The 12,579-nt window shown below is 49.5% G+C and carries 8 protein-coding genes; 4 read left to right on the top strand and 4 right to left on the bottom strand.

Annotation, left to right across the window (positions count from 1 at the left end; all coding sequences use genetic code 11):
- Positions 1-39 precede the first annotated feature (39 nt).
- Positions 40-1,056: a glycoside hydrolase family 53 protein gene (locus tag BLX24_RS02750; RefSeq protein ID WP_218160668.1), complete on the top strand. Its 1,017-nt coding sequence runs from the start codon at positions 40-42 to the stop codon at positions 1,054-1,056.
- Here BLX24_RS02750 and BLX24_RS02745 read toward each other — a convergent pair.
- Together BLX24_RS02745 and BLX24_RS02740 are read right to left on the bottom strand one after the other, a co-directional pair.
- A complete protein-coding gene (locus BLX24_RS02745) occupies positions 1,053-1,406 on the bottom strand; it encodes a hypothetical protein (protein WP_071501518.1) in 354 nt (117 codons plus the stop codon). The two genes, BLX24_RS02750 and BLX24_RS02745, sit on opposite strands and share 4 nt — an antisense overlap.
- A 114-nt stretch (positions 1,407-1,520) precedes the next feature.
- Positions 1,521-2,228, bottom strand: coding sequence for a GNAT family N-acetyltransferase (locus tag BLX24_RS02740; protein WP_071501517.1), 708 nt, complete (start codon positions 2,226-2,228; stop codon positions 1,521-1,523).
- Between the two features lie 419 nt (positions 2,229-2,647).
- On the opposite strand from BLX24_RS02740, the gene aat reads away from it, so the two are divergent.
- From aat to BLX24_RS02725, 3 genes are all read left to right on the top strand, one after another.
- Positions 2,648-3,277 carry a leucyl/phenylalanyl-tRNA--protein transferase gene (gene aat, locus BLX24_RS02735; RefSeq protein ID WP_071501516.1) on the top strand — a complete coding sequence of 210 codons (630 nt, stop codon included), beginning with the start codon at positions 2,648-2,650 and terminating at the stop codon, positions 3,275-3,277.
- Between the two features lie 228 nt (positions 3,278-3,505).
- A complete protein-coding gene (locus BLX24_RS02730; protein WP_071501515.1) occupies positions 3,506-5,983 on the top strand; it encodes a TonB-dependent receptor in 2,478 nt (825 codons plus the stop codon).
- A 53-nt stretch (positions 5,984-6,036) separates the two neighbouring features.
- Positions 6,037-7,677, top strand: coding sequence for an SMP-30/gluconolactonase/LRE family protein (locus tag BLX24_RS02725; RefSeq protein ID WP_071501514.1), 1,641 nt, complete (start codon positions 6,037-6,039; stop codon positions 7,675-7,677).
- Between the two features lie 6 nt (positions 7,678-7,683).
- Here BLX24_RS02725 and BLX24_RS02720 read toward each other — a convergent pair whose 3' ends face one another.
- Both BLX24_RS02720 and BLX24_RS02715 read right to left on the bottom strand, forming a co-directional pair.
- Positions 7,684-9,714 (bottom strand): fibronectin type III domain-containing protein, encoded by a 2,031-nt coding sequence (locus BLX24_RS02720; RefSeq protein ID WP_083421756.1) that lies wholly within the window; start codon positions 9,712-9,714, stop codon positions 7,684-7,686.
- A gap of 125 nt (positions 9,715-9,839) precedes the next feature.
- A complete protein-coding gene (locus BLX24_RS02715) occupies positions 9,840-12,464 on the bottom strand; it encodes a fibronectin type III domain-containing protein (protein WP_071501512.1) in 2,625 nt (874 codons plus the stop codon).
- Between the last annotated feature and the right edge of the window lie 115 nt (positions 12,465-12,579).

Raw genomic sequence — 12,579 nt, 5'->3', positions numbered from 1 at the left:
AACGTTGTTTATTCGGTTTACTCAAACTGAAGGAGGGATATGATGAAGAAATGGAGCCTTGTACTGGCTGTATTAGCCGGACACGTGGCAGGGTGTAAAGGGCAGGCGATACCGTCGGCTGCTCCAGACCGGTTTGTAAAAGGAGCCGATGTGAGCTGGATCACACAGCAGGAAAAAGAAGGAGTTCGTTTTTATCAGTCAGATGGCAAGCCGGATGATATTTTCAGTATTCTGAAAAATAAGGGGATGAATGCCATCCGGCTGCGCGTCTGGGTAAACCCGCAGGGGGGATGGAACGGTATAGACGACGTACTGGTAAAGGCAAAGCGGGTGAAAGCCGCAGGCATGCGCCTGATGATTGATTTTCACTATAGCGATAACTGGGCGGACCCGGGTAAGCAAACCAAACCGGCCGCGTGGCAGAATCTGTCGTTTGATGACCTGAAAAAAGCCGTCAGCAGCCACACAACTGCCGTTCTGACGCGCCTGAAAGAAAACGACATAACACCGGAGTGGGTGCAGGTCGGTAACGAAACAAACGACGGAATGCTCTGGCCCGATGGCCGTGCATCAACCAATATGGCAAACTTTGCCGCGCTGATCAATGCCGGGTACGATGCGGTAAAGGCTGTCAGCCCGACAGCGCAGGTGATTGTTCACATTTCAAACGGCTACGACCAGAAACTATTCCAGTGGATGTTTGGCGGGCTGGCTGCTCAGCAGACCAGGTTTGACATGATCGGTATGTCACTGTATCCGTCAGCTGCCGACTGGGCCACCAAAAACAGCCAGTGCCTGTCCACCGTTCAGGACATGATCGCGCGGTACCATAAACCGGTCATGGTTGTTGAAGTCGGGATGTCCGCCAGTGATCCGGCAACGGCAAACGCCTTTATTACCGACCTGATCGGTAAGATGCGCAACGTACCTGATTCGATGGGGCAGGGCGTGCTCTATTGGGAACCGCAGTCGTATGGCCAATGGCAGGGGTATGATTTGGGGGCGTTCGATAATACCGGCAAACCGACCGCTGCCATGGATGCCTTCCGCCATTAAAGCGACCGCCATTCCCGGGCCGCGTCCTCTTCATCATCGTGCTCCCGACTGGACGGTCCGAAACCAGAAGAGCCTTCGATAACTACTTCGTGCGGTATACCTGTAACCGTACTGTCGGATGATGGTCCCGGACTGGATGGTCCGGGGCCTGAGCCGTCGAGGGCGTAGGCAATGGAGTTGGCCAGGTCATCGTTATCAGCCGTTTGCTGTACTGCTTCAGGCTGCTGTTGGCCGGCTTGCTGATCAATGACCTCTTCATCCGCTTTCGGGTCATGGTCCAGGCCGGACGGAATATTCGTGAGTTGGTCGTTGCCGGTGGTATTACCGGTATCAGGGCTGTAGGTTTTCATAGGCTGTTGAGTTGTGTATGCTGGTATAACCCGCTGGTTTGGCAGATGTTCGGTAAGGGCATAAAAAAAACCTGACCGCCGGATCAGGTTTTTCAGGGCTTTATTTGCTATGGCTTAGCCTACGGCTTCGAGTTCACGTTCGGAGCGACGAGCCCGTGGACGTTCTTTAAGCCGAAAGAGGATACGCTCTTTCAGTTTCATCCAGCGCTCATACAATTTAGATTCTTTCAGGAAATTCCACTTTTCCTGCTTTTCATTTTTCTTTGGTTCTTCCGGATCGTAAAGCATACCCGTACACAGGCAGTGCTTCCGGTTTGTCCGGGTCAGGATATCATAATTCACACAGCTGGAACACCCTTTCCAGAACGCTTCATCCGCCGGCAATTCGCTGAGTGTAACAGGTTGATAGCCAAGGTCTGAATTGATCTTCATAACCGCCAGACTGGTCGTCAGGCCAATGATTTTCGCATTCGGAAACTTAGAGCGTGAAAGTTCAAACGCTTTTTGTTTGATGTTCGTTGCCAGACCACTTTTGCGGTGGTCAGGATGCACAATAAGTCCGGAATTAGCCACAAACTTACCGTGTTCCCACGTTTCGATGTAGCAAAAGCCAACCCACTCACCGGCGACGGTTGTGGCAATAACGGCTTTGCCTTCAAGCATTTTCTCCATCAGGTACACTGGTGATCGCTTAGCGATACCGGTGCCGCGGGCTTTCGCACTTTGCTCCATTTCATTGCAAATAGTCTCAGCCATTTGCAGATGGTTCTCATTAGCTACCTGAACGATGTATTGGTCGTTAATTATGTCTTGTTGAATCATCGCAGTAATTGGGTAACGAAAAAACGTCGAACGTTTACCTCAACCAGACCACAGATGCCTGTTGCCCGTACGATTATTAGATTGAAATGAATAAAAAAGGATTAACAGACGAGAAAGTTTTGCCACGTAGGCAAAAAAGATTATGCGGCCCTTTCGGACCTGAACCGGAAGGGCGTAGTATGATAGAACGTAGGTATGTATGCTGTCTGTTCCATGTACTATACTGATCGCGTCTGTAGCGTAAGAGCTGATTCAAAAACGCGGACAATGTTAATGATATTGTCCGGGTTGTGCAATGAAATAACGGTATTTTTTTAGGATAGTTCCGCTAGACCAAAAATATTAAGTCCGCAGGGCATGGAATCATTCCAGCGTTTTTTCCATACATTTGTTATTGTAAGTTATTGCTTCCACTATACATGACGAAACTAACCGCCGATGATCTGATCTATGGGTACATGAATGGCATTTTTCCCATGGCCGATGCCGATGGTACATTGTATTGGTATTCACCGGATCCGCGTGCGGTTATTCCGCTTGAGACGTACAAACCTGCCCGTTCGTTACGCCCTGTTCTCAACAAAAAAACATTTGATGTCCGCGTCAACGGGAATTTTGAACAGGTGATGCGGTATTGTTCGCTTCCCCGTTCCGAAGAAGATAGTACCTGGATCTCCGAAGAAATTATTGAGGCATATACGACGCTGCATCAGATGGGATTAGCACACAGTGTGGAAACGTATATAGATGGACGTTTAGTAGGAGGGCTGTACGGTGTGGCCCTTGGCGCTGTGTTTTTTGGCGAATCGATGTTTCATCTGGTAGACAATGCGTCGAAAGTAGCGTTTCATTATCTGATTATGATTCTCCGGCAACAACGCTTTGATCTTCTTGATACCCAGTTTATTAATGATAATGTCCGGCGCTATGGCGCAATTGAAATCCCGAAAGGGGATTACCTGCGTCAGCTGAAGAATGCGCTGTTTAAAAAAGCGCGGTTTACGGAGCCAACGCTTGAGCATTTGTTCAAAAACCATGCCACCGGCTAAGTCCGGAAGAGGGCCCGTTAAAGCTCAGCAAGGCAAACGTGCTTTTACGTACTTAGTAAAGAGTGAGTAACCAACAGAGTATACTTATTGCTTCATTTTGTGTGCAATCCTGATCAAGAGGTAGTCTTATCTGGTTCAGAAAGGGTATATTTTATATATTTGATTGTTTTATATACATCAGCAAATAAAGTATACAACCTGAAGGGCTTGCGGGCCGATACATAATACATGAAGCAATCTATACCGATTCTTTTTTTAGGGATTAGTCTGTGTGCACAAGCGCAGAACGCACCACCTGCCGGCGCTCCGCAACCGGTGCCCGAACAGGTTATAGCCGGCAGTAAATCCGGTCAGCAAAAGGGGATTAAAATTTCCGGGTCAATCATGGACGGGACGGCCAACAAGCCGGTCGAATTTGCGACAGTCGCCCTGATTAATCCGCTGACGGATAAGCCTGTCGGTGGGACAACAACCGATGAGCGGGGCCGTTTTTCAATTAACAATGTAGCGACCGGAACTTACCGGGTAACGGTTAGCTTCATGGGCTATGAAAATAAAACGATTAACAATATCATTGTGAAGGGTGCCGATATCGCGCTGGGAACGGTCCAGATGCAAGCTGACACCCGGATGCTGAATGAGGTTGTCGTAACGGGTGAAAAACCGTTGGTCGAAGATAAGGATGACCGGTTGGTTTACAATGCTGACAAGGACCTGACCAATGCCGGAGGGACGGCCGTCGATGTCTTAAAAAAAGTGCCCCTGTTAACCATTGACCCCGACGGGAATGTGCAGCTGAAAGGCAGCAGCAGCATTAAGGTATTGATCAACAATAAGCCGTCGAGTATCATGGCCCGCAGCATCAGCGAAGCCCTGCAAATGATTCCGGCGGAACTGATCAAGTCGGTAGAGGTGATTACGGCTCCTTCCGCAAAATATGATGCCGAAGGAACGGCAGGCGTTATCAACATTATCACGAAAAATCAGCTACAGGGCCTGACCGGTGGGCTCAATGCTTCGGCGGGTAGTCGCCGGAATAACCTGGGCGGCAATATTAACTATAAACGCGGCAAGCTGAGCGTAACCGGCTACGGTGGTACTAACTGGAGTAATTACTTTGGCGGATCACAATCGGTGCGGCAAAACCTGCGCAACGGGCAGGTTTTCAGTAAAATCGAACAGCAGAGCAACTACCGCAACCGTGGCCAGTCGCAGTTCGGGTCGTTCAGCGTTGACTACGATCTGGACACCTTAAACCGGATCGGAATCGATGCCAACTTCGGCGGCGATTCCCGGACAACGCGGTCGGTACGCGATACACGGCAGAGTCTGGATACACTGCGTGAGTTCCGGCGGTACAATAATAGCCAGAATCAGAACCGGAACATTGACCTGAACTTTAACTATAACCGGACATCGCGGCGCAGTTCCGAACAAGAGTTTACGTTTCTGGCGCAGTATAACCGGAATAACGGGCAGAGTGGTTACGCCCTGAACCAGTATCCGTTACCCGAAAGCGAGGTGATCGACTACCGCGAGCGCAACGAAAATACCAACCGCCAGAGTGAACTTACCCTCCAGACCGATTATGCCTATCCGTTTTCGACGGTTAAGCGCCGTTTACTGGAAGTGGGCAGTAAGTTGATTGTCCGGGATGTGAATAGTTTTTACAAGCTCGAAAATGCAACGGATGGCTCCCTGAATTTTCAGGAAGACCCGCGTCGGGCCAATACCTTTGACTATGAGCAGATGGTCTGGTCATCGTATGCGGCGTTCCGGATGCGGACCGAAAACAAATGGGGGTTCAACATCGGCGGCCGCTTTGAACTGACGTCTATCGACGCCAACTTTATATCAACCAAAACACGGTTTGCCGACCGTTATCAGAACCTCCTGCCGAACATTACGGTATCGAAGCGCCTCGACGATAACCGCCGGTTCCGGGCCAACTACAGCCAGCGGATTCAGCGTCCGTCGATCATGTTCCTCAATCCGTACGTCAACTACTCGGATCCGAAAAACATCCAGCAGGGCAACCCGTATCTGTCGCCCGAGCTGGCGCACTCAGTTGAATTATCCTACAGCACATTCAGCAACAACGGGACAACGATCAACGTCATGGTATTCGGGCGGCAAACCAACAATGCGATTGAGCGCATTACGACGGTAGATGCCTCAGGGATCTCGAACAGTACGTACCGCAACATTGCCCGTAATGCTACCTACGGGATGAACTGGTTTACGTCGGTGAAGCCGGTAAAAGCCTGGAATATCAGCGGATCGGTTACCATTAATTATAACCTGTTGAACAGTCCGGCCTTGCAGACCAGCAACCGGAACTGGAGTTATCAGGGTAATATCAATACCTCGCTGCAACTGCCGGCCAACTTCAGCTTACAGGCCAATGGCTCTTACAACTCGCGTCGGGTGCAGTTACAGGGGCAGTCGTCCGGCTTTTATTACTACGGCTTCTCGGGCCGGAAGGAGTTTAAAAAACAGAATCTGACGCTGACGGCCAACTTTGAAAATCCGTTCCGGAAATACAACACCATCGTTACCATGCTGCGTACCACCACGTTCCTGACCGACGGATCGAACTACAACGTGATCCGGAACATCCGGTTATCGGTCAACTGGCGGTTTGGTAAGATGAGCGCTGCCCCTGAGCGGTCAAAGAAAAAGGTGAATAACGACGACCGGAAGTAGGTGAACTGATTCGTCTGCCTTTTGGGTAAAACACTGATCCAAAAGGCAGACGAATGAAAACAGGCTTATTTCTCGCGCTATGGTGTGCGGTATCCGCTGTATTGGCCCAGACGCCGGCCGAAACCTATCCCGATGATCCCGCATCCGTCGAACAGGCGGGCGTTCCGAAAGGGGAGGTGCTGAAATTTACGTTCGAAAAGTCTGCCATTTATCCCGGTACCTGGCGGGAGTACTGGGTCTATGTCCCGGCACAGTATTCCCCCGATAAACCCGCCTGTGTCTATGTCAATCAGGATGGCATTCAGTGGAAAGCTCCGGCCGTTTTTGATAACCTGATCCATCAGGGCAAGATGCCGGTGACCATCGGTGTCTTTGTGACGCCCGGCCGCGTGCGGGCGGCCAATCCAGACAAAGCGCTTGACCGGTATAACCGGAGTTTTGAATACGATGGTTTGGGGGATGCCTATGCCCGTTTTATCCTTGACGAACTACTGCCGGAGGTCGAAAAACAAAAGACCGGCGACGGGCGGGTGATCCGGTTGTCGACATCCGGTAACGACCGGGCCATCGGCGGATCAAGCAGCGGGGCCGTCTGTGCCTTTACCGCCGCGTGGGAGCGGCCGGATGCGTTTTCGCGGGTCTTCAGCGCCATCGGGACCTATGTAGGCCTTCGGGGCGGCGACCGCTACAGCACCCTGGTGCGGAAAACGGAGCCTAAACCCATCCGCGTCTTTTTGCAGGATGGCGCCAATGACCTGAATATCTACGCCGGCGACTGGTGGAAAGCCAACGAAGCCATGGAGCGGGCACTGACGTTTGCCGGTTACGAGGTGCAGCACGTCTGGGGCGAAGGCGGGCATAACGGGAAACACGGCACAGCGGTTTTTCCGGAAGCCATGCGCTGGCTCTGGAAGGACTGGCCGGCACCGGTTGCCACCGGCAAGACAAAAAATCAGTTTCTGAGCGACATCCTGCTACCTGGCGAGGGGTGGCAAACCGTGTCGCCACCGGCCCGACCGGCAACGCGCGGCAGGCAGCCCGGCAAACAGGTGCAGGGGCCTGACCGGCAACAATATATGCTCTCCTCATCCACCGGCGACGTGATGGCGTATGACCAGGACGGAAAAGCGCGTGTGCTGGTAAAGGGGCTACGGGGCAATGATCTGGTAGCGGCCCATAACGGAGACCTGTACATAACGGTTACGGGGCCTTCGGAGGGCAGTGTTTATCTGGTACGCAACAAACATATTCAGCGGGTTGACACGGGGCTGCGCAGTGCTTCCGGCCTCGCCCTGACGCCGGATCAGACACAGCTTTACGTACTGGAACCGACAACCCACTGGATTTGGCTCTATACGATTCTGCCCGACGGACGACTGGCTAATAAACAGCAGTATGGCTGGCTGCATGTACCGGATACGACCGAAAACGCAGGAGCCACCTCGCTGGCTTGTGACAAGGATGGTCGGGTGTATGTGGCTACGAGTCTGGGAGTTCAGGTGCTGGACCAGGTTGGGCGGGTCAACGCCATCCTGCCGTTACCCACTGGACAACCGCAACAGCTGTATTTCGGCGGCCCCGACCATAATCTCCTGCATATCGTTTGCGGGGATAAAACCTACGCCCGCAAACTGAATGTTCAGGGGGTAAAAACCTACGAAGCCCCGGTAAAGCCGGGGAAGCCGAAGTTGTAGTGGAGGTTATTTGTAAACGCGGAGCTTTGCGCCTGCGCCGAATAACAGCACCCCGCCATTGCCATAGGTGACTTTGGCGGCCTGCGCCGTGTAATTTGCAGGGACAGTAATACGATGTAAGATTTGAACATCATGCTGTTGGCCGGGGATCTGATTACACGACCAACAGGCAGGATCGTTCCAGCTGCCGGATTTGATTGTATAAAAGCGCATACAATCCTCTGGTAACGTGTAGATGATCCGTGAAAAAGGGCCGTTCGTGTCATCATTTTCGGCGAGCAGTATCCTTCTGTCTGCATTATACAGAAACAGATAGGTGTCTGTTTGCGAGCTATTGACGGATTGGGTCTCTATCGTTAACGTATCATGAGCGATGTTCAGGTATAGTCTGTATTTACTGGTATTGTTAGCTGGATTTGCGGAGTTACTCCAAGTTGAAACCAGAATGTAGTAATCCTGTCCCAGATAAGAATACTTATACCAATCCTGATCCAGTGGATTATCCAGACATACATCAGGACTCGTAAATGTTAAGGAAGTAACAGGCGTCGCAGTCTCAGGCGTATTATTAGGTTCCTGTGGGTCACAATCAACAGAGTTAAACGTAAAGGAGGTTACCGGAGAGAAGGCCGACTCATTACCGTCACGGCAAATAGTTTGTACCTGCCATTCATAGTAGTGCCCATCAATCAGGTTATTGAGCTGAATATACCATCCGGGTTGCAGATCGGTCAGGTTCCATGTCAGACTGCCTGCTTCGCGCCAGCGAACCCGAAAATTTGCTCCCAGCTCAAAGCTCTCCCACCTGAGTATGGATGCATGATTTAAGTTATAGTTCTTTGTACAGCAAGGGATTGAACACTGCGTTGTGAACTCATTTACCCGACCATACTCAGTGCTTGATTGATCCGTACAGATAGCACGAAGCTGCCATTCATAGGTTGTGGCATTGGCCAGATTCGTAAGATAAAAGGAATTAGTCCTCAGGATTTCGCTTATGATCCAGTCCTGTGTCCCCTGCACACGCCAGCGGACCTGAAACCGCTGACCCTGTAACGGCGCAGACCAACGGATACGCGCTGCGTTAGAGGTAATATTATCCGTGTATGCAAAAGTATCAAAATAACAGCCGGTTGTGAATTGTTGAATGGCTGTGAACCCTGAACTAATTTCACTCGTGCAAATACTCTGTAAGCGGTATTGATAGGTGGTCTCCGGCTGGAGGTTACTTAACGTGCTATTATTTGACAGAGTAGTCAGGCTATTCCAAGTTGTTTCACCGGCTTTTCTCCAGTCAATTTTGTAGGTAAGACCGCTTAAACCTGGCCATGCCAGATAAGCGGAGGTAGGTGATGCCGCCTCAATCAAGGAATAGAGCGGAGGCGTACAGGCTGTGTAAAATGAGCCGACAGCCGAAAAGTCAGACAGACTGCCGTCTTCACAGACGGATTGGACTTGCCACTGATAAAGGGTTTTATTCGTAAGTCCTGTCAACCGGTATGTATTAGTCGTAATGTTAGTAATGGTATTCCAGAGACTTACCGAAGATGGTCGCCATCGTAAATTATAAGTGTTTGCTTCGCCGCTGATATTCCAGTTGAGCTGGGCTTCATCTGGCTTAACCCATGACAAAGACGGGAGCTGTGGGGGGGTACACATTGCGGTGAATACCATCACATCGGAGTATGCCCCGAATACTGATCCGCTGCAGAGTGCCCGTACCTGCCATTCATACTGTTTACCGCCTTTGAGATTATTTATAATAAGGTTTGCTACCTTAATATCAGACCTGACATTCCACTCCTGCGTACCGGTCTCTCGCCACCGGCACTCATAGGCAGCATCTTTTCCACTGGAGCCCCAGACTAAAAAGGCAGTTGCGGGGGTACGCCAGAGCGTAAAGAGACTGGCTACCTTTGGACATTGTGCTGTATCAATAGTAGTAATTAAGAAATCATTGCTGGCCGTAGCAGATGAATGGATGATTTGTAAAAAAAAGATCAGACAACAAACAAGATGTGGAGTATGGTTTTTCATCGTAAATGACTGTATTTGCCTTTGAGTATTTACTGTTTTTCGTAAGCCGCTTTTGCATGCATACTTAGCATTCGGCACCAGTAGCCAGATGAGCCCTTATTTACCATTTATCATAAAGACAGGCGTTAAGGCGTGATCTTTAGTTTGGCCCCGCTCTCAAGTTGCAGGCTGCCGCCGGCATCATACGAAATACGGGATGCTTTACCGGTTGTTGCTGCCGGTAGCTTAACCGGATGCCGGATTAAAACAGGGTCAATGGCAGCAGGTACTCTGAATGTTGACCAGATGACTGGATCAGACCAACGCCCGGGCCGGACGGTTGAGAAGGGCTTCGCAAGGTAAAGTGTTACTTCAGAATAGTATTGATCAAAATCGTCGTTTTCGGCCAGCAACGTTTTGCCGTCTGCGGCATAAATCTGTAAAAAGGTGTCGGTACTATCCGCATACGTGTCGGTGGCCGGAGCTGTTTTGACAGTCAGAATCTCATTAGAAATACTCAGGTTAAGTTTGTACGGTCCAGTTCCATATCTGGTGATAGGCGTAACCAAGATGTAGTACGAAATACCCTTATATTCCCATTTAAACCAGTCCTTATCAAGAGATTGATCTAAGCACAATACACTTGTTTCAACGGATGTACCGGACAGGGGTATAGCCTCTGTAATTGTTTCATTAGGCTCATTTATGTCACAAGGTGTAAGTGTAGTAAATGACCTTATTACCGAAAACTGGTCAGAACAATACGCGCGGCATCTGAATTGATATACGGTGTTTGGCATTAAGCCGGTTACTGAATTAAAGCCCCCAATGGTAATACCTTTAATTGAAGACCAGCTTACCGCTCCAGAAACCCGTACCTGCAACTCATTGTCCACATTTTTGCTTAACCAGCTTCCTGTAATTTGCAGCGTTATTGCTTTACTGCCAATACTGTATTCATATATTGCTGAATAGGGACAGTTTATTTGTGGGAAAATACGATCATACTGAGGACTATAAACAGAGGTCACTCCTTCGCATATGTATACTAAATCCCATTCGTATTTCAGATTAAAATTTAAGCCGGTTACTGTGTAGCTCATTTGTGTGGTCGGAGGAGAGTATGACCACTCCGAAGTGCCAACCTGTCGCCATCTGACCTGGTAGGTAGTGATGTCCGCAGAGTTTGACAAGCTCCATGAGAGCCTGACGGATGTTGAGTCTATTATACTGGATGAAGCCGAGTTTACTTTTGGACAGATAACTTCCTTCTGGGTTTTGAATTTTATGCTGGAACTATATTTCTCCCTGTCACAATGATAACGGATACGCCATTCATACTCAGTATTTGCATTTAAACCTTTTAGCTCATAAGAATTATCTGCGGAGGCAGATTGCCAGTTATCGCTACCCGTTTCCCGCCATTGGATGACAGTATTTTCACTTCCACTAAGAAACCACTGTAAATAAGCAGATGTAGCCTTGATAAAAAAAGTTCTCATATCCGAGACCTCACTGCATCTTGTAATAAAATATTTGCCGGATGAGTAATCGGTGTATATAGAAGGGGAACAATACTGACGTACTTGCCATTCGTATTGCTGATTGGATACTAATCCGGTAATTAAATAGTAAGCATTACCATCTGCCAGTTTTTCCGATTCATGCCACGTCGAATCCGAAGCAGAGCGGTATCGAATCTGGAAGTATGTTTTTGCAGGTATAGTGGATGTGTATTTGCCGGCATTCGTCCAGTTAACAAGCGCACTGGTAGCATAAACCTGGGCGTTATTCAGGTTGTCGTTTAATTGGGTTGTACACTGGGTAACAAACGTCCGGATTTTAGAAGTTGAAATGGCCCCGTCAGGACAACGAAGCTGGACACACCATTCATACTCGGTGCCAGCTTCCAAACCTCCGATTTGATTCGCAATGAATCTGCCTGAATGAAATGTGTACTCCTTTCTGGAATACCATTTTGTATTGCCTTTTTTACGCCACAGCAGAAAATAAATATCATAGTAGGCTATCCAGCTGACGACAGCAGAAGTAGGGGTGACATAGACTTCCTGGAGTCCGCTTACCTGAGGACACTGAACGGGGCTTGTTTTTATTTCACAGTAGGCCGAACTACTACCATCCGGGCACTCCGAACGGACCTGCCACTCATAGAGGCCGTTTTTCACCAACGGTGTTTCATTGTAATCACGTGTGTTAACATTGCTCCTGTAGTTCCATGCCTCCGTCCCTGCCAGCCGCCATCTGTATGTGTAGGTAACCGCAAGATCGTCCTGTGCTGCCGACCGGATAAACGTTGAACCGTTGTTGATAAACTCTAATGTTACGGAAGGCACAAAGCAACTAAGCGTAAACGTCCGTACCGGTGACCAGTCAGAGGATGAACCGTCGGTACAAGTCCGCTTCAGCCGCCACGAATACGTCTGCCCGAAAGTAAGCGGATAGAGGGTATAGCTTGATCCGAAATAATTGGTCTGTACATCCGTCCAGCCGCCTTCCGGACCGGATTTAAGCTGAATCGTGTAAAGCGATCCGAATTCGAAGGTCCAGTTGAGGGTAGTCGACTGAAAACTCTGGCCGGTTTCGGTCAAGCCTGAAGGCGGGGTGCAGGTTATTGTGGGAACATCTCCTTTAAAAAGTGAATCCGGAATGAGGAGCGAGGCTACCGGGCCTGTAAAACCCTTACTGCTGAGAAAAACCGAAAAAAAGAACAGGAAGAAAAAACGGTAAGCTGGTGTAATGTGAATGGCCATTGAGGAATGCGGAATGGAATTTTCTAATGAGCAAATCTAGCGTTTTTCGATTTATGGACGGCAAGTCGGAGCCCTCTGAAAACAAAAATCCCGGCCAGGGGACATGCCGCTGGCC

This window comes from Arsenicibacter rosenii, from assembly GCF_001870735.1.
Lineage (GTDB): Bacteria > Bacteroidota > Bacteroidia > Cytophagales > Spirosomataceae > Arsenicibacter > Arsenicibacter rosenii.
This window is presented reverse-complemented; position numbering and strand designations above follow the sequence as displayed.

Excerpts from the sequence above, each read along its gene's own strand:
- BLX24_RS02725 (WP_071501514.1), top strand. The coding sequence starts at position 6,037 with ATGAAAACAGGCTTATTTCTCGCGCTATGGTGTGCGGTATCCGCTGTA.
- BLX24_RS02730 (WP_071501515.1), top strand. The coding sequence starts at position 3,506 with ATGAAGCAATCTATACCGATTCTTTTTTTAGGGATTAGTCTGTGTGCA.
- BLX24_RS02720 (WP_083421756.1), bottom strand. The coding sequence starts at position 9,714 with ATGAAAAACCATACTCCACATCTTGTTTGTTGTCTGATCTTTTTTTTA.
- BLX24_RS02750 (WP_218160668.1), top strand. The coding sequence starts at position 40 with ATGATGAAGAAATGGAGCCTTGTACTGGCTGTATTAGCCGGACACGTG.
- BLX24_RS02740 (WP_071501517.1), bottom strand. The coding sequence starts at position 2,228 with ATGATTCAACAAGACATAATTAACGACCAATACATCGTTCAGGTAGCT.
- BLX24_RS02745 (WP_071501518.1), bottom strand. The coding sequence starts at position 1,406 with ATGAAAACCTACAGCCCTGATACCGGTAATACCACCGGCAACGACCAA.
- aat (WP_071501516.1), top strand. The coding sequence starts at position 2,648 with ATGACGAAACTAACCGCCGATGATCTGATCTATGGGTACATGAATGGC.
- BLX24_RS02715 (WP_071501512.1), bottom strand. The coding sequence starts at position 12,464 with ATGGCCATTCACATTACACCAGCTTACCGTTTTTTCTTCCTGTTCTTT.